16 protein-coding genes are annotated in these 17330 nt (G+C 63.4%); 4 read left to right on the forward strand and 12 right to left on the reverse strand.

Features of this window, described 5'->3' with window-relative positions:
• The first annotated feature begins 11 nt into the window (after window positions 1-11).
• A complete protein-coding gene (locus DMB80_RS21590) occupies window positions 12-623 on the forward strand; it encodes a GtrA family protein (RefSeq protein WP_111511737.1) in 612 nt (203 codons plus the stop codon).
• Here the strand turns inward: DMB80_RS21590 and DMB80_RS21595 are convergent.
• The 4 genes from DMB80_RS21595 to DMB80_RS21610 all read right to left on the reverse strand — a co-directional run bounded on the left by DMB80_RS21595 (window position 620) and on the right by DMB80_RS21610 (window position 5141).
• Window positions 620-2008 (reverse strand): FAD-dependent oxidoreductase, encoded by a 1389-nt coding sequence (locus tag DMB80_RS21595; RefSeq protein WP_420812208.1) that lies wholly within the window; start codon window positions 2006-2008, stop codon window positions 620-622. The genes DMB80_RS21590 and DMB80_RS21595 overlap by 4 nt on opposite strands.
• 2 nt (window positions 2009-2010) lie before the next feature.
• Entirely contained in the window at window positions 2011-2664 is a 654-nt protein-coding gene (locus DMB80_RS21600; RefSeq protein WP_111511738.1) for an undecaprenyl diphosphate synthase family protein, read from the reverse strand.
• 79 nt (window positions 2665-2743) lie between these two features.
• On the reverse strand, window positions 2744-4279 hold the full coding sequence (locus DMB80_RS21605; RefSeq protein ID WP_111511739.1) for a sugar transferase: 1536 nt from the start codon (window positions 4277-4279) through the stop codon (window positions 2744-2746).
• A 142-nt stretch (window positions 4280-4421) separates the two neighbouring features.
• The gene (locus DMB80_RS21610; protein ID WP_420812209.1) at window positions 4422-5141 is read right to left on the reverse strand and encodes a GAF domain-containing protein; all 720 of its coding nucleotides are present in this window, start codon (window positions 5139-5141) and stop codon (window positions 4422-4424) included.
• A gap of 76 nt (window positions 5142-5217) precedes the next feature.
• On the opposite strand from DMB80_RS21610, the gene DMB80_RS21615 reads away from it, so the two are divergent.
• Complete coding sequence (locus tag DMB80_RS21615; RefSeq protein WP_111511740.1) at window positions 5218-5586, forward strand: chromosome condensation protein CrcB; 369 nt, start codon at window positions 5218-5220, stop codon at window positions 5584-5586.
• A complete protein-coding gene (locus DMB80_RS21620) occupies window positions 5583-5954 on the forward strand; it encodes a hypothetical protein (RefSeq protein ID WP_111511754.1) in 372 nt (123 codons plus the stop codon). The genes DMB80_RS21615 and DMB80_RS21620 overlap by 4 nt, the downstream gene beginning before the upstream one ends.
• Here the strand turns inward: DMB80_RS21620 and DMB80_RS21625 are convergent.
• From DMB80_RS21625 to DMB80_RS21650, 6 genes are all read right to left on the reverse strand, one after another.
• Window positions 5947-6540 carry a YdcF family protein gene (locus tag DMB80_RS21625; protein WP_111511741.1) on the reverse strand — a complete coding sequence of 198 codons (594 nt, stop codon included), beginning with the start codon at window positions 6538-6540 and terminating at the stop codon, window positions 5947-5949. The genes DMB80_RS21620 and DMB80_RS21625 overlap by 8 nt on opposite strands.
• Window positions 6541-6580: 40 nt before the next feature.
• The gene (locus tag DMB80_RS21630) at window positions 6581-7099 is read right to left on the reverse strand and encodes a PH domain-containing protein (protein WP_111511742.1); all 519 of its coding nucleotides are present in this window, start codon (window positions 7097-7099) and stop codon (window positions 6581-6583) included.
• Between the two features lie 384 nt (window positions 7100-7483).
• Window positions 7484-8980 (reverse strand): exopolysaccharide biosynthesis polyprenyl glycosylphosphotransferase, encoded by a 1497-nt coding sequence (locus DMB80_RS21635; protein WP_111511743.1) that lies wholly within the window; start codon window positions 8978-8980, stop codon window positions 7484-7486.
• 281 nt (window positions 8981-9261) lie between these two features.
• The gene (locus DMB80_RS21640) at window positions 9262-9885 is read right to left on the reverse strand and encodes an arsenate reductase/protein-tyrosine-phosphatase family protein (RefSeq protein WP_338043889.1); all 624 of its coding nucleotides are present in this window, start codon (window positions 9883-9885) and stop codon (window positions 9262-9264) included.
• A 50-nt stretch (window positions 9886-9935) separates the two neighbouring features.
• Window positions 9936-10724 carry a glycosyltransferase family 2 protein gene (locus DMB80_RS21645; protein WP_205538831.1) on the reverse strand — a complete coding sequence of 263 codons (789 nt, stop codon included), beginning with the start codon at window positions 10722-10724 and terminating at the stop codon, window positions 9936-9938.
• Between the two features lie 189 nt (window positions 10725-10913).
• Window positions 10914-12074, reverse strand: a complete 1161-nt coding sequence (locus DMB80_RS21650; RefSeq protein WP_111511745.1) for a glycosyltransferase family 4 protein — start codon at window positions 12072-12074, stop codon at window positions 10914-10916.
• A 296-nt stretch (window positions 12075-12370) separates the two neighbouring features.
• Between DMB80_RS21650 and DMB80_RS21655 the strand changes: the two genes are divergently transcribed.
• Window positions 12371-13435: a polysaccharide pyruvyl transferase family protein gene (locus DMB80_RS21655; RefSeq protein ID WP_162938652.1), complete on the forward strand. Its 1065-nt coding sequence runs from the start codon at window positions 12371-12373 to the stop codon at window positions 13433-13435.
• Window positions 13436-13579: 144 nt separating this feature from the next.
• Here DMB80_RS21655 and DMB80_RS21660 read toward each other — a convergent pair whose 3' ends face one another.
• Both DMB80_RS21660 and DMB80_RS28205 read right to left on the reverse strand, forming a co-directional pair.
• Window positions 13580-14818: an oligosaccharide flippase family protein gene (locus DMB80_RS21660; protein WP_111511747.1), complete on the reverse strand. Its 1239-nt coding sequence runs from the start codon at window positions 14816-14818 to the stop codon at window positions 13580-13582.
• 668 nt (window positions 14819-15486) lie between these two features.
• Window positions 15487-17330 (reverse strand): hypothetical protein (locus DMB80_RS28205; protein WP_205538833.1); only part of this gene is annotated, 1844 nt, incomplete at its 5' end.

The following is a 17330-nucleotide window of genomic DNA, read 5'->3' on the forward strand; positions in this document are numbered from 1 at the left end:
ACTCGCACCTTGTGTCCTTTGCCGATGCGACGATCAAGCGTCTCCCTGGGCCGCTCCGTCCCTACGCCGAGCGGCACCACGAGCTGATCAAGTTCGCCATCGTCGGTGCGACGACGTTCGTCATCGACTCCGCGATCTTCTTCACGCTCAAGTTGACCGTTCTGGAGCCCAAGCCGGTGACGGCGAAGATCATCGCCGGCATCGTCGCGGTGATCGCCTCCTACATCCTCAATCGGGAGTGGAGCTTCCGCGACCGCGGTGGCCGCGAAAAGCACCACGAGGCTCTGCTGTTCTTCGGGGTCAGCGGTGTGGGTGTGGTGCTGAGCATGGCTCCGCTGTGGTTCTCGAGCTACGTGCTGATGCTGCGTGTGCCGATGGTCTCGCTGTTCACCGAGAACATCGCGGACTTCGTGTCGGCTTACATCATCGGCAACCTGCTGCAGATGGCCTTCCGCTTCTGGGCGTTCCGCCGGTTCGTCTTCCCCGACGAGTTCGGGCGGAATCCGGAGAAGGCCCTGGAGTCGACGCTGACCGGCGGCGGGATCGCCGAGTCGCTCGAGGACGAGTACGAGCTGCGGCACCCCTGCACGAACGCCGCGAAGCGGTCGTCGAAGGCCCCTTAGCGGCGCAGCCCCTGCTCGTGGTAGCTCAGCTCGGTGTTGACCTGCCACGGATCGACGTTCTCCCCGAAGCTCTTGCCGACGCTGCGGATCGCGCTGAGCATCGCGTGGTCCTGGTTGTCGTAGTGGTGCATGCCGTTGCGTCCGATCGGGTGCAGCGACGGGTAGTGCTCGCGTAGGTAGTCGCGGATGCGTACGACGCTGCGGTCGCGGATCGGGTCGTGGATCGGGTAGGCGAATTTCATCCGGGAGATCATGACTTTCTCGACCTCCGGTTTGGCGAAGCCGAGCTGTTGCAGATCGTTTTCCACGATGGCGCTGAGGCTGTGCGCGTCGGCCAGCCACAGATCCTGGTCGGGCAGCAGGAAGTACTCGAATCCGAGGAACGTGCCGTTCCAGCCTTTGGGGACGAGGTGTTGAGACCACCGACGATAGTTCTGGATTCGGCCGGCGTGAAAGTTCGCCCCGGGGGTGTACACCCAGTTGTAGGGGATGTCGTAGTTCTTGCTCAATGCGACCGCGACGGTGATCAGGGAGCGGTGCCGCAGGTTGTCGGCGACGGATTGGATGTACTTCGGCGGGGCGGGACGCAGCGCGTTGACGAGTGTTCGCAACGGCATGCTGGCGAACACCGCATCGCCGGTGTGGACGTCGCCGCGCTCGGTCGTCAGCGTCCACGTGCCGTTCTTGTAGTTGGCGCGGGTCACCATCGCGTTGCACTCGATGGTCGCCCCGGCGGCACGGAGCTTGTCCGCCGCGGCATCCCACACCTGCCCGGGCCCGTGGCGGGGGTAGCGGAAGACATCCTGGTCGGCGAGACTCGCGTCGGAGGACAACCGCCAACCGATCGGTTTGATCCGCTGGTTGGCCCAATCACTGGCGATGTTCTCGGGGTCGGCGAGCCAGGTCTTGCGCACGTAGCCGTCGAAGAACAGCTCATACCAGCGACGGCCGAACTCCGTGCGGCCCCACTCCTTGAAATTGGACTGCCGCGGCTCGATGCGGGTCTGGCGCCGCAGCCGCGCCCAGGCATAGCTCCCGGCGCCGTAGACGCCGTCCCGGAGACCGAGTTGGCGGACCAGATCTCGCCCCATCAGCGGGTAACGGACGAAGCGATTGTGCACCAGCATGGCCGAACTGCGGGGCACCACCAGCCACTGATCTTCCGGTAGCAGGGAACGCCAGATCTCGGAGACTTCCTCGCTGCGGGTGAAGAAGCGATGGCCGCCGGGGTCCACCCGAAAGTCGCCGTCGCCTTCGGTGCGGGCCAGACCACCGACGCCGCTGGAGGATTCGAGGATCGTGGGTGTGACACCCCGTCTGATGAGTTCCAGTCCGGCAGACAGACCTGCCGGCCCGGCGCCGATGATCAGCGGTCGTCTCGTCATGGTCAGCGCCCCCGCAGTTGCGGGACGCCGCGGTAGCGGGCGATGAGCTCGTCGATGTCGTCCATCGTGAGGTCGTTGAGCGGTGTGGTGAGGAAGTACAGCTGCGCGTATTGGCTTTGCAGCGGCAGGAATCCGCTGAGCAGCGGTTCGGCCGTGGTGCGGATGACGAGGTCGACCTCGTCGATCTCGAGGGCCGAGGCGATGTCGCTTCCGGTCTGCTCGGCACGCTGCTGGGCGTCGCGCAGTTCGTCGTAGGCGTCGTAGGCGGCGAGCATGTTGATGCGGAACTCGGTGCCGTTCATGGCGACTTCGAGGTCGTGGGCGGCCGCAACGTAATTGTCCGGCAATGCTTTTCGATCTCCGTGCAGTCGCAGGCTGCATGTCTTGGCGTCGAACGCGGCGGGGATCAGGGTGGTCAGGAACTGCAGCGACGCCTCGTATACCGCATCGCGTTCTTCGTCGGTGCGTCCGAGGTTGGCCCGGCTGAGGTTGTAGACGGTGACGGTGCGGACGCCGTGGCCCCGCAGGTTCTGCAGGATGTCGACGACTTTGTGCGCACCCCGCCGATACGCATCGGCCAGCGTGGTGTCGTGAGCCGTGGCCCACCGGCGCAACCCATCAGGTATCAGCCCGACGTGGTTCGGCTCGTGCTCCACACCTCCCCCAACCCCTAGAATCTCCCCCCAGCAAAGGGTAATACGGAACGCTGCGTCGCGAAACCGAACGGCGGAAATCTTATTCGGCGCTCTTGAGTACGGCTAGCACAGTCAGCGCCAGGATCTTGATGTCCAACAGGATCGACCAGTTCTCGATGTAGAAGTTGTCGAACTCGGCGCGGTCGGCGATCGAGGTCTGGCCGCGGAGCCCGTGCACCTGTGCCCAGCCGGTCATGCCGGCTTTGACGCGGTGCCGATCACCGTAGCGGCGGATCTGCATCTCGAAGAGTTCGACGAATTCGGGGCGTTCGGGACGCGGGCCCACCAAACTCATCTCGCCCTTGACCACGTTGAGCAGTTGCGGCAGTTCGTCCATCGAGGTCTTGCGCATGATCTTGCCGATCCAGGTGCGTCGGTCCTCGCCTTCGACACCTCCGGGCGCCGCCCCGTCCTTGACGGTGAACGCCGCGGCCTGCGGATCGGGGGGCCGCATGCTGCGGAACTTCAGGCACTGGAACACCTTGCCGTCACGACCGATTCGGTCCTGCCCGAAGAAGATCGGGCCCGGCGAACTCAACCGCACCAGCAGCATGAGCGTCAGGAACAGCGGCGAGATCAGCACGAGACCGATTGCGGCACAGGACCGGTCGATGGCGTGTTTGAGCGCGAACTGGAACCCGGTCGGGTCGGCGTGCGAAAGCGTCATCAGCGGGATGCCGCCCATGTGCTCGATGGTCGCGCCGACGCCGACGACGTCCATCATTCGGGGCACCACTCGCACCGTCATGCCGAGGTGGTGCGCGCGCTGCGCCAGTGTCGCGAGCTTCTCGTCGGACACCGCGGAGTGCGCGATGATCAATTTCTCCGCCCTGGTCTGCACGACGGCGCGTTCGAGGTTGTCGGTGGTGCCCAGGTACGGAATGCCCTCAGCCTCGATGTTGGCCGGTCTTGTGTCGTCGATGATGCCGACCGGGCGCAATCCGTAGTCCGGCACCTGGGTCATCCGGGTGATGATCTGGTGGGCGATCGGCCCGGCGCCGACAACGATCGCGGGCTTGCCGAAGCGGAACCTGCGGCGCAGGTAGCGCTGCGCCAGGGATCGACTGAAGCGAACCCCTGGAACCAGGACGGCGGCGTACATCCAGATGTGAACCATGATGTCGCTGGGGCGGATGTACTCGGGAACAACGGTGCCCGGCGTGAACGCCGGAACGGCGTACATGATGATCGCCAGTGCCAGCAGGGCAGCGACGGCGACCGAGGTCTCGACAGGTTCGAACTCGTCGAGGAATCGATCGCCCAGTTTGCGCTTGTACAGCGATCGACCGGCCATCAATACGACCAGGAACGGGATGAACAGCCACGTATAGGGCAGGACGCCCAGCGCGTCGTTGCGGTCGAGCGTCCAGTGCCCGAACATCACCGACCAGAACCCGGCCCACACATCCAGGGACACGGTCAGCGCAACGTAGCCGCCTTCATTGCGCAGATAGTCAGTGACGCGCTGGCGCAGGGACGCCTTGGGAAGCGTGAGCGGCGGAGCGGCGGCGCGCAGATGCGGGGTAGTCGCGCGCGAACTCGGCGCGTCTACCGATCGCTTCGTATCCAACTGCATGAGTGGGCCCCCCGGAAACACTTCTCAGGGCCCAACTCTAGGTGTGCCGAGTGTTGCTCGCAGTCAAAATGCCATTAGCGAGTGGCAATTTGCCGGACGCCCACGGTGTGCGCCGGCAGCCGGGATAGCTGACCTGCGCCGACTATCGGGCTTGGCTGTTGCCCGGCCCAAAGATCCGCTCGGCGGCAATCCCGGCCAGATCGCTGAGCACCTGGACGTGCCCGGTGCCCCACAACCGCGGCTTGTCGTCGTAGACGCACAGCGTGCCGATGGAATTGCCGTCATGGTCGGTCAGCGGGATGCCGAGGTAGGCCACCACGGTGCCGTCTTGGACCGCGGGGTGGTGCTGGAACACCGGGTCGAGGCGGGCGTCTTCGAGCACGAGTGCTTCACCGTTAGCCACCGCGTACTGGCAGAGCGAGCGGTCGAGTGGCGTCTGTCTTTCCTCGGGCTTACTGAGATCCTTGCCGGAGGCACTTTTGAAGAATTGCCGGTCGACGTCGACCAACGACACCAAGGCGTGCGGTGCATCCAGCGCGTCTGCCGCCGCGCGGGTGATGCGGTCGTACAGCTCCTCCGGCGGTGAGTCCAACAGTCCGGTGGCGTACAGGGCGCGCAGCCGGTCGGGGTCTGCGATCACGGTGGACACGCTGGGCATGTCGGTGCCGGCGAACACCCCGGAGGCGGACAGATGCTCCATCAGGCTGGCGACGGCCACACTCTCGGCGAGACGGCGGTCGGCGACCATCTTCGAAGCCACCGCGCGAGCGACGTAGGTGTTCACGTCTTCGCCGGCATCGCGCGCACACTGCTCGAGCTCTCGGTTGAGCCACTCGTCAAAACGCTTCAAAGAGCCGGTCACGATACAACGGTATCTGACATCTGCGTCAGTGGTTGTCGAAGCACCTGAACGGATCGGTGACGCTAGCCTTGGGCGGGTGCCGGCCCGACATCGTGATGCGCGCACCCCGACCGTCGCGCTCGTGATCGGCGGGACGGCGGGAGCGCTCCTGCGGTATGCGGTGGCGGCCGCATGGCCGCAGCCAAAGCAGCTGTGGGTCTCGACGACGGTGACGGCAGCGGTGGCGTTCGCGGTGGCCGGCTTCATCGTCGCGAGCGGGGCGATGTCGACGGTGCGCGCGGCACTGTTCGGATTGTGCGCCAGCGCAGCGAGTCTGAGCGCGTGGTCGGCGTTGACCATCAGCCAGCCGCCGACGCTGTCGATCGCGTTCTTGATCGGTGTGCCTGCAGCCGCGCTGGCCGGCCTGTTGTGCGGGCTGCTGGCCGCACGGGTGGCGGCGCGATGACGTGGGTGCTGGTCGCGCTCGGCGGCGCGGCGGGGTCGACGATCGGGGTGCTTCTCCTACGGCGGCCGTCGTCCGCGCTGTTGGTGACGGCGACGGCCGTGGTGTGCGGTCTCGCGGGAATGATGTCAGCACAGCATGTTTCGTCACGGGTGACGGCCGTGGTGGAGTACGGGGTGTTGGGTTCTGCGGCGAGCATGGTGGCGTTCGCGCTGGCAGCCCCGATGTGGGTGGGTGGGGACGTGCCGGTGCGCAGCACGGTGTCGGCCGCCAAGAAGGTGGGGATGTACTGCGCGGTGGGGGTGACGTTCGCGCTGCTGGGTTACCTCGCGGTGCGAGGTGGGACGACGCTGTATCGGAAGCTCACGTAGCCGAATCGCAGGAGCCCTGGATTTCAGCTTTGACGAAGCCGCCGTACTGATACAGGAATGTGTACTGCCACTGCGCGACCGAGAATCGGTAGGTGCGGGGCACGTCGCGCATGATCACGGTGCGGTTGGGCGACGCGAAGCACACGTCGAAGATCCGCCGGGCGCGGGGCAGGTGGTAGCGCCAGCTGATCACGATCACCGAACGCCAGCCGCGCTGCTCAGCGAGTGCGCGGGTCATCAGCGCCTCACCGCGGGTGGTGCTCGGGACGGGCGGCCGGCAGATGACCTCGATGTCGGCCTGGCGCCGGCAGAAACGCTTCATCACCGGGTCGCGGGGTCCGTAGGGATCGGACATCAGCACGGTGGGCGCATAGCCCTGCTGGGCCAACTTCAGCCCGTAGGCCTCACGGCCGTCGTGCTCGCCGCCGAGGACGACGATGGCGTCGACCTTGGCGAGCGGGTCGGGACGGGCGTGGGCGAAGAACAGGGTGCCGGTGGCGCCGTTGAGGAAGAGCACGGCGATCAGGGCGTAGACAGCGGCGGGTAGCGGCCCGGCTCGCACGCCGGAGCGTCGCCTCTCCCCCATGCGGTGAACGGTATTGCAGAGACGGGTGGCGCGCAGCGCCTCAGCTCGGGGACTCCTCGGTGCCGAGCGTGTCGAACACCTCGTGGTAGAGCAGGGAATGCACACGTTCGACCTGCGGAATGTCCTGGAACTCCAACGGATCCTGAGAAGCGGATTCGATGATCAGCGTGCCGGTGCGCAGGATGCGGTCCAGCAGGCCGTGCCGGAACTCGACGCTGTTGATCCGGGCGAGTGGGATGTCGATGCCGGAGCGGGTGATCAGGCCGTGGCGGTACATGACGCGACGGTCGGTGATGACGAAATGGGTGGTCCACCAGTTGAGGAAGGGCCACACCGAGAGCCAGCCGATGAGGATGAGCCAGACGGCGGCGATGACGAGGAAGACGATTCTTGTGGCGGATGGCTCCCAGGTGAGGGAATTGACGTAGCCGGCAATGAACGCGGCAATGGCACTCGCCAGGATGAGGACGAGCGCCGGCACGAGGAGACGTCCCCAGTGCGGGTGGCGGTGCAGGACGACCTGTTCGTCTCTGGCCAGCACGTTCTCTGGATAGCCCACGGGAGGACTGTACTCAGTTGAGTCGGTCAGCGCGGGTCAATCCGGTGCCGCGCGAGCCCTGCGACACGCTACTCAGGAAATTCTCAGTATTTGCCCGCAGCAACTACCCTGCGGCGTATGTTGACCCTAATGCTTACGGAAATATGTCGTTGCGGGCACGAAGGTTCGGCTCATGAACACTATCGCGCCGGGACGGATTGTTCACTCTGCGAATGTCCGCGATACCAATTGCGCGCCAATGGAAGTCGCTCCTGGCTGGACAACCTGTTGGCACGTTGGTTTGACCGCTGATGTGGAGCCACATCGACGCTCAGTTGAATCGCGCTACCGGTCGAGCCTACTTCGCGCGCTGCGAGACAGCCGGCGTTGCTGGCCAGCCGGCAATCAGTAGGCGCCGGAATGGCCGAGCATTGCCTTGACGGTCTTGAACGCGATGATCAAGTCGGAAATCATCGACCAGTTCTCGACGTAGAAGAGGTCGAGACGAACCGAGTCCTCCCAGGAGAGGTCAGATCGGCCGCTGACCTGCCAGAGGCCGGTGATGCCGGGCCGAACGAGCAGCCGCTTCCTGGCGTGATCGTCGTAGGACTTGACCTCTTTGGCCAACGGGGGCCGAGGGCCAACAACGCTCATGTCGCGTTTGAGCACATTGATGAACTGTGGGAGCTCATCGATGGAGTACTTCCGCAAGATCCGACCTACGCGCGTGACGCGCGGATCGTCGCGAATTTTGAAGAGCACGCCGCCTTCGCTCTCATTCATCGCGGCGAGCTTGTCGACCATCTTGTCTGCGTCGACGACCATGGTGCGGAACTTGATCATCTCGAAGGGACGCCCATCGAGACCGACACGCTCCTGGCGGTAGAAGACCGGCCCCTTGCTGGTGAGCTTCACGGCCAGCCCGACTGCGAATAGAACCGGCAGCCCGAACAGAAGCACCGAGCCCGAGAACAGAAGATCGAACAGTCGCTTCTGGAATCGTTTGGCGCCGTGGTACTGCGGCTTTTCCACGTGGATGAGCGGCAGGCCGGCGACGGGCCGCATCTGCAGGCGCGGGCCGGCGATGTCCACGACACCGGGAGCAACGAGCAGATCGATGTCGAGCTTCTCGAGCTCCCAGGACAGGTCGCGGATGCCGCGGCCGTTGAGGCGTTCGGTTGCCGTAACCGCGACCGCGTGACTATGTGTCGCGGTCACCGCGCCCACCACATTGGTCTCATCGCCGAAGGTTGGCACGGCGCCAACCCCCGGGACGTCGATCTGCGTGCGCGGCAGTGGTCCTGGGATGCAGGCGCCGACGACCTCGTATTCGGAGCGTGAATCGCGGTGGAGCGATGTCGTCAGGTCGCGCACTGCCGGCGCGCTCCCGACTACGAGGACGCGAGTGATGCATCGGCCGTACTTCTGCCGAACCCTCACAACAAACTGGCGCGCCACCCACCGGAAGAGCGTGAGAACCAGCATGCCCACCGGCAGCGCGATCATGAGATAACCGCGGGCAATCTCCAGCTTGAACAGCATCGAGATGATCGCAACCGCGCCGAAGACTGCGAGAGTGGCCAACAGCACTCGGCGGTATTCCTCAGCGCCGGAACCGATGATCCGTGTCGAGCGCGAGTGGTTGATGGTCAGGGCTGCCAGCCACGCCGCCGCGATCACGCCCGAAACCAACGCGTAGTCAACATTCTTGAAGGTCGACGTCGACACACCACCAGTCAGCGCGCCGAACCTCAACCATTGAGCCAAACCAACCGCAGCCAGAACAGCCACAACGTCGACGAAAACGAGCCGGCGCGCATACCCCCGCTGCCACGCCGGAACCTTCGTCGGTATCGGAACAATGTTTGCTGCGACCTCTACTTGGTCGTTAGCAACCGTCACGCTTCCCCCCGCATATCGTCCCCCTTGTGCTGGAACTTTAGCCGAACCGTGATTGACTTCTCAACACGAACAGCGAGTTCGCTCAGCAACGTAACATCAGCAGGCCGCTGACGAGGGATTATTGACGTCGGGGGCTAATTTGCGGGGCCCGTATTGATTGAACTCAGGCGTTTGAAGTTCGTGTTCATGCGCTCGGCGTGGGGCTCGTGCCCGTCGAAACCACCGGTCCTACGGCTCGTCGAACCGCTTCAGCTCGTCGAGACTGAACCGTCGCAGGCCCGCTAAGACGAACGCTCGCACAGGTCGACGATGCCCGGGACCAACTCGGCAATCTGACCCCCCACCCTCGAGAAGACGTCCATGTCACGGCCAATGGGATCCGCAACATCCCAGAGATCGCCACGTCGCACCCGCGGACGCAGCCGAGAAAAATCGTCGAGCGCGCTCGCTCCACCCTGGGTGATGAGCCATGCGACCTCGGACATCGAGAAGGTTCGCCTCAACAACGCTGGGTTCCGCTCTAAGACAGCATCGCGGTGAGCTGCAGTCATCGTGAGAATCAGATCGGCGCTGGAGGCGATTCGTGGCGTCAATTGGCGGGCTGCAAAACTCGATGCGTCGCCTCCCAATCCCTCTAGCACCAGAGCCGCTGTGGGATGCATCGGACTCCCGATGACCGCCTGAATCCCGGCGCTCGACGCCTGGAGTCCCTCGAAGCCGCGCTGCCGGGCGTACGCGGAAGCGAGGCGCTCAGCGGTTGGTGACCTACAGATGTTGCCGGTACAGACGAACAGGATATTCAGCACGTTCCCCTTCTCGCTGAATCTGGCTCTGCCCGCATCGCCGACAGAATCGACTGGATCAAGCTTATTTGACACAGCCGCGTGGCTGGCGAAATCGTTCACGACCGCAGCCGTTGCGCGCAGTCTCCTACACCCTTACCAAGTGGTCAAAATCAGCCACGCAGACGGGGTCTCGCCTTTAACACGCGGCCCAGGAAATAGCTCCGCTTCCATACTGCTAAAAATGCGTAGCGCGCGAAACAGTAGAGGCTGAATCCCAGCGGAAGATGCTCAACCTCCCGATACAAGCGCCAGACGCCCTGGGCAGCCCTGAGCTTATTACTCGAGAGTGAATTCTGCGCGTGCCTGTACTGGCACAGCACCTCGTCCATTCCGTAATTTTTGTGGCCTGCTTTCAATATCTGCAGCCACGTCGCGGCATCTTGCCTTCGTTTGAGAGGAGGCATGCGCAGCAATTTTTTGTCTACCTGGTGAGTATCCACCATTATCCCGACAGTCTGTAGCAAGTTTGTCGTCAAAAAACCGACGTAGTCGGTTTCCGGCAACATTCGAACGACCTTGTTGAGACTCGCGCCGCTTCCATCAATCACCTCGTAGGAGGTACAGGAAAATCCGCAACCCCTGGTCATCATGAAGTCGACTTGCCGCTGAAGTTTGTCCGGGAACCAAATGTCGTCAGCGTCGAGGTAGGCGATGTATTGGCCGCAAGAGTTTTCCAGGGCTCTGGTGCGGGCGGGACCTGCACCAGAATTCGCTTCCTGCCGGAACAGACGGATGCGAGAGTCGTCAGCTGCGATGCGCTGAACGACATCGTATGTGCTGTCAACCGAACAGTCATCGACGACTAGCAGCTCCCAGTCGGTGAAAGTTTGCGCCTGCAGCGACGCGATTGTTTCCGCGACGTACCTCTCGCTGTTGTAGGTAGGGGTGATTACCGACACCGTTGGACTCAAAGGGGACGCCTCCTGCCGCTAATAGCGTTATTGCGCTTGTGGTCTTGCGTTCTCATCGTGCCGAGCCGCACTCCGTCTGAGATTATGTTCTCGTGAACTCATAAATCTGAAAGGCATTTCGGAGTGCGACGCCAGGCATCGATCTCGGAGAATGCCGATCATTCTTGCGCGGTTTTGTCAACGTGCGCCAGTTACGGGGCCGAGCGCGGGCTGAACATGCAGATCCCAAGAGAATCTTTCAAGCGCTGATTTTTTAGCGGCGGAACCCACATTCGCGCGCTCAGCGTCGTCTTCGACATACTCTTTGATTGCGGCAAGAATTGCGGCTTCGTCGAGCCCATCGACCAGACGGCCATCGATCCCGTCAGTTATCAGTTCGGCTGGACCACCAGCTTGGCCCACAACCGACGCGCAGCCAAAGGACATGGCGTCAGCGATCGAGATACCGAAACCCTCGAAATCATTCCCCTCACCTAGGTGGGTGTGAGGGTGAAGGAATATATCGGTGGCCTCGTAGAGACGGGGCACCTCGTCATCGTCGACGTACCCCAGGAACTCGACCGAGTCATTGAGACCCAGTGCGGCCGCCTCCTCCTCGAGCGCAGCGCGGTCACTTCCATCCCCGACGATCCGTAACCGCATGGGACGGAGTTCTTGATCACGCAATACCGCAAACGCTCGGAGAGATGCCCCGATGTTCTTTCGGGGCACCAGACGACTAAGGCTGAGGAGTTCAAGGCGCTCAGGACGCAGGGGCCGCGGTTCAGCCTCGGCCGCTTCCTGCGGGAAAGTCAGCCCGTTGTAGCGCACAAGCCAATTCCCAAGTGGACGTTGCTTGCCGAGCGCGTCGCGAGTCACCGCCAAGGTTGCCGAAGATACGGCGAACAGCAGCCACGCATGCTTGAGCACGTTTCGCATGACAGGGGTGAGTAACCGCGAAGTATTCAGCACCTCCCGCCCGTGAACAGTCACCACTAGCGGAATCTGCCGCATTAACAGACGGGCGACAATCCCCATTTTCCATGTGGTCGCGTGCACGAAGCTGAACTCCTCGCCACGGTTGACACGGATGACAGCCATCATGAACTTTGCGAATGCGACGAGCTGCGAACCAGAACCCACGTTGAGCACGCGGAGCGTCGTGAACTCCACGTCGTCACTCCACCCGGGATCGCTTTGCGACTGCGTGACCACTACGACGTCGAGACCGTGCCTCGCGTAGGCGCGCGCAACCTGGTGCGAATACTGGGCTATACCGCCAGCCAAAGGCGGAAATCGCTTCGCGAGCAACAACACCTTCCGGGATGGGGCCGGCTGATTTTGTTCGCTTGGTGTCACCGACCGATCTTTGCATGACGGACGGATTTCGTCAGACTGCGCTGGGGGTCGTCATCGGAATGAGAGATCTGACAAACATCAGCGTTCCTGCCGCCTTCAGAAATACTCTGGGCGCGGCACAATTCCCTGTGCGCCGAAAGTCTGCGAACTTCATGCCACTCCACCGCGGGTAGCCGAAAAGGGGTGCAGTCGAGGGTCGTCGGGTGTTCCGGGCCGACGAGATCAGCTTCTCCAATGCAAGCAAAACCCCTACACGGAGACCTGCCCAGAATTCTGCAGCGTGCTAGCGTCGGCGCGTGCGCCATCGCGTGTTCATCAGCATTACGGGGCAAGAGAATAACTTCGGTGACTTCTTCATACGGCGCGCATCGCTGGGCTGGACGGAATCGGCAAACAGTCGCAGCGTGTTCGCGGCGCACCACGACGACAGCTGGGTAGAGGCCGCAGGAGTCAGGGCCGATGACATCGTCACCCGGGGCGGTGCGCTGCACCGCTTGGCGTGGCTGCTTAGCTCCGTGGTCTCGCGGCGGCGCCCGGTTCTCGTTACCGACCCTGGTGAGGTGTGGCTGGTGCGCTCTCGCTTCTTCCAGCACCTCTTCCAGCTGCTCATCGCGGCGGCGATCGTCTTGCGCCGCGGGCACGTCATTATCCCGCCACACGCCGTTGCTCAGCAGCGCGCGGCAGGGGTTTGGCCGCCGACACTGTGGTTGCACCGTGCTTTGGCGAAACTAGCTGACGTGTGTCTGTGGCGCGAGGCGCACAGCCTCGAGATGATCGGCGAAGGGGACTTATCGCCGGATATAGCTTTTTCGGAGCAACCGCGACCAGGCAACGAAGTTCGGCGCCTCTGCCTGGTATCCCTACGTGGAGACCGTGAGCTTCCGTCAGAAGAATGGTTGAAGGGTCTCTCTGCTGCCGTCACCGAAGCCGGTTTGGACACCGTTGTTTTCGCTCAAGTTGACCGCGACGCGAATCTGGCGGCTGCAGTGGCTGAATCACTCGGGGCGACCTATAACTCTGGATCGTTCTGGAATCCTGATTCGGAGGCAGACCTTCGAGCTCTGTCTGATCAAGCGGCAGTTGTCATCTCGGATCGACTACACGTACTGGCGCTCGGAGCGCTCTCGGGCGCGGTACCGCTCGAAGTCGTGGCAGACCCAGAAGCCAAGGTGCGCGCGCACTTCTCGGCTATTGGCATTCACGATATGTCGCTCGACAGTCGGGGCCGCAATAGCGAGGAGATCGCGCGGTGGATATCGGGCCGCCTCGATCGACGTTCCTCGGTCGAAGATGCGGTCGCAAATGCGCATCGCGCCCTATCCGAATGGCGAGGATCGGTTGAGCGGCTCATTGGCCGCTGATCTCGACCCGCAACTGGAGCGACTGCATGGAAGCGGTTGGTCTGCCGAGGCTTGGGCTTTCCTAAATCACTTGTCGCTCATCGTGTCATAGGGCCAGGCTCGTGAAAGCAAGACCTCCGTACGATCGTCAGCTCGGCGGCGCAATTAGTTTGCGCCGTCGTGCCGACGTGCCGAGGCGATGACGATCCAGAGTTGACCCGCGTACCCGAGCGCCGTGGTCGCGCTCCACCAAATGATAGTCGGGACGAGTTGGCCACTCGCGGCCGCAACTAGCGCGGTCCCGCCGACAATAGCCATGAATCGAAAGAGGTTGAGGCGCAGTAAAGCCGTCTCCGCTCGAAGCACGATAGCTACAGGAACGAGCGGGAGACTGACGATCTGCATCGCGAGCGCGGGCGCGGTGATGGGTAGCAGCACCTCCAATGGCGACCACGCCGCACCCAGCACCGGCACCACCAGATGAGGCGCGATGACGGCAACGGAAAATCCAAGTACGACCGCAACCAACGTCAAGTGTTTAAGGGATGGCCGCAAAGCTTGCAGTGCTCGGCCGCCTGGTTCACGCAAAGCCTCCGCAACGTGTGATTGCGCAACCTGGCTCAGACCGCCGACGATAAGCGAGGCGGGCGATGTGGTGATGCGCTGACTCATCCCCGCGTAGCCAGCGGCTTCGGAGCCAAGAGCCGCGCCAGGCACCACCACGAGGCTCTGCATTATCAGGGTGTCGAGCAGGCTCGTCCCGACAGCCGGAGCCATCCGTCGAATCGGGTACGGGTCCACTGAGTCCCCATTCATTTTCGGCGCCACCTGCTTGTCGCGCCGATCTGAGTCGCGCGCCTTTCTGCTCAGAAGCACAGCCGCAAAGCGGGCCAGCACGATGGCGACGGTTAGCATCACCGCAGAAGGAGCAAACACCGCGACGACGCACTGCAGCACAGCGGCGGCGAGACCCGACACCAGATTCCTCACAGCGAGGGCTCGGAGTCGACCAGCCCGCAAGAATTCGCCTCCGTCAAGCGCTAACCAGCTGTACGCGACGGTCAGAACGCCAGCGCAGCAGGCGATTAGCGCAAGTTGCTGTCGGCCGATGAGCAACAAGATGCCACCTGCGCTCAGAGCCACCAACAGCAGAATCAGCCCCGAGAGATGGGCTCGCGTAACGAGGCGCCGCGCCCCGTGATCATCGGTGACCCCCGGAAGGACGAAGTCCACACGCAGCGTCGCGACAGGCTGGAGCGCGAGTGCTACTGCGAGCGCAATCTGATACTGGCCGAGTTCTCCGACAGGAACCAACCGGCTCAGAACGGGAGTACTCGCCAAGACCGCGAACTGCCCAACGGCCTGCGCGAGCACGATCTGTCGACGCGGTCCGAGCTTTGCCATGAGCAATAATCTCCTTCGCGCTGGACGAATTTCGAGCCAACGAAACTGTGGGGCTGCGTCCGTTCCTGCAGTGTCCTGGGCCGTAGCCTTTTGCTCAGCACTGGTCGAACGGTTGAACCTGTCGGTTCCGAGAGGTGGGGCTCTCGCAACAAATCTGACAATGGGCTCGCGTGTTGGAGGGAGTGAACGAAGTACTGATGAAACAAGACGAAGTCGCTGCCGAGTGCTAGACGCGCCGGAGACGATTCTAAACGCCCAACACAATTTCGCCACCGTCCAGCGGCGGTCGGTTTAGTTCGAAGATGCGGCAAATTCGACGGTCGAGAACCGTAACGCACGAAATTCAATGAATGCCGGCGCCCGACAGCGAGGTGGCAGATCGCTACGGCGTGACCCGACTGGAGATCACGGCGGTGTCGTATGCGCTATGACCCCGGGTTCGAGCGCCACTGGGATCCGTCGTGTCGCCCGCACTTCGACTCCCCGACCGGTTCGGAGTGTTCTAGCCTCCATCTGCGAAAACCTCTGCCCAATCGAACATCAGGGTTCCCGGCACATCGATTGCCAATTAGTACAGCTCGACACCCATCGTCACCGAACGTTTGCGGGGAGCTTGAGGTCGGACGTGAAAGCCGAAGTTGTCGTTTCGCGCTTCTTCGGTTAATGAGTCAGCTTTCTGGGTCGGGAAGCTCATCGATAAGTGTTCGCAAGCCGACGAGGGCGGCGTCCGCAGCGGCGCCGATGACGATTCCCGCAGGGCCTGTCGGAATTCTTGCCACCGCGATGGTGAGCGAGGCGATGTCGAGCAGGCCGAGTGTGAAATCTTTCACGTTGCCATTCGCTATTCCTGGAGCACGCTCCTGCAGATCGCCCAGTGCCTCCAGTGCATCGGCGACTTTGAACATGATCTTCGTCGAATTAGGTAGAAATTCTGCTTCGGCCATCACATTTTGCATCGCGATCCCCAGCGTGGCCAGATTGGCCATCAAAGCAACACTGTCATTTGCGAGCGCATTGTGCACCGCCCCAGGGATATCGGCGACGACGTCGACAACGTCTTGGAGGATGGCAAGCGCATTTCCCGGATCGGGATCTCCTGGTAAACCCTGCGTCGCGACCCCGATCCCGGCCACGGTGGCCACACCGGGTGTCCCGCCCATTCCTTGCCTATTCGCCCAGTCGCTCATCATGGCAAGTTCCGCCAGGGTCACGTCACCATCAATCACCGGGGCGCTGGTCGAAGTACCACCGTCGCCACCAGAGCCCGAGACAGCGTCACCGACCAAACCCGTCGACGCGTTACCGCCATTTCCACCCGAGCCTGAGGCATAGCTGCCCGAGGCCCCATCACCACCGTAACCACCCTCGGCTTCGCCGTAGTTGGTCGACGCGTCGCCGCCATTGCCGCCGGCGCCCCCGCCGCTTCCGCCGGAGCCGCCGTTGCCTCCATCTCCTCCGTCGGCGTCCCCGGAGCTCGTCGAGGCACTACCGCCGCGCCCGCCAGCACCACCCATGTCACCGGTGCCGCCGAAGCCGCCGCTACCACCCCGAGCACCCCCTACCAGCGTTGACGCGAACCCACCGTAACCACCGGCGCCGCCGGTATGTGCGCTGTTGCCGCCGAAACCGCCGTTGCCTGCGATGGCTTGCCCGGATTCGAAGGTGAGAGCATCGCCGCCGCTTCCGCCTACACCTCCGGCGTTCTCACCGTAGCTGCCCATGCCACCGTTGCCTGCGTACGCGTTACCGGTGTTGCTCGTGGCGCGCCCACCGTTGCCACCGTCGCCGCCACTGCCGCCTGTACCAACGCCGCCGTTGCCTCCGTCGCCGGCGAACGCGTAGCCGCCTCGGCTCGATGCATCTCCGCCGTGACCGCCGGTGCCGCCTGAGCCCAGGCTTCCATTGCCCCGCGTCCCTTCACGGCCGTCGGCGCCAAAAGCGGTACCGGAGCCGTCTGTGATCGCGCTGCCGCCGTTGCCACCGTTACCGCCGCCGTTCCCGGTGCCGCCCAGTCCCCCGGCTGCTCCCGAAATGGTCTGAGTAGAGGCCAGGTTGCGCACGACGGCGTCACCGCCCGCGCCTCCCGACCCGCCGTAATAGGTGGCATTTCCCCCGTAGCCACCGGCTCCGGCCAGCACCTGCCCGAGCCCGTCTGTATATGCGCCGCCGCCGTTGCCGCCGTCCCCGCCGAATTGGAAACCGTTGCCACCGCGGCCGCCGTTCCCAGCCAGGGCTGAAGCGCCAGAGTCGCCGTTCAGAGTCGCCGCGTTGCCTCCACGGCCCCCGTTTCCGCCATAGCCGTTGGAGCTGCTGACGCCGTTCGCGCCGGCACCGCCCTCGGCCTGACCCGTACCGAAGGTTGTGGCGTTTCCGCCGTCCCCCCCATCGCCACCGTCGATCCCGGCGCCACCAGTTCTTCCGGCAGCTCCGTAGGCGTTGCCGGAGCCGAAAGTTGTTGCGCTGCCGCCGTTACCGCCACGCCCCCCACCGCTCCCGCCGGCCCCTCCAGTTG

Source organism: Mycobacterium kyogaense, assembly GCF_003254575.1.
Classification (GTDB): Bacteria; Actinomycetota; Actinomycetes; order Mycobacteriales; family Mycobacteriaceae; genus Mycobacterium; species Mycobacterium kyogaense.

Excerpts from the sequence above, each read along its gene's own strand:
- DMB80_RS21595 (WP_420812208.1), bottom strand. The coding sequence starts at position 2,008 with ATGACGAGACGACCGCTGATCATCGGCGCCGGGCCGGCAGGTCTGTCT.
- DMB80_RS21605 (WP_111511739.1), bottom strand. The coding sequence starts at position 4,279 with ATGCAGTTGGATACGAAGCGATCGGTAGACGCGCCGAGTTCGCGCGCG.
- DMB80_RS21620 (WP_111511754.1), top strand. The coding sequence starts at position 5,583 with ATGACGTGGGTGCTGGTCGCGCTCGGCGGCGCGGCGGGGTCGACGATC.
- DMB80_RS21625 (WP_111511741.1), bottom strand. The coding sequence starts at position 6,540 with ATGGGGGAGAGGCGACGCTCCGGCGTGCGAGCCGGGCCGCTACCCGCC.
- DMB80_RS21660 (WP_111511747.1), bottom strand. The coding sequence starts at position 14,818 with ATGGCAAAGCTCGGACCGCGTCGACAGATCGTGCTCGCGCAGGCCGTT.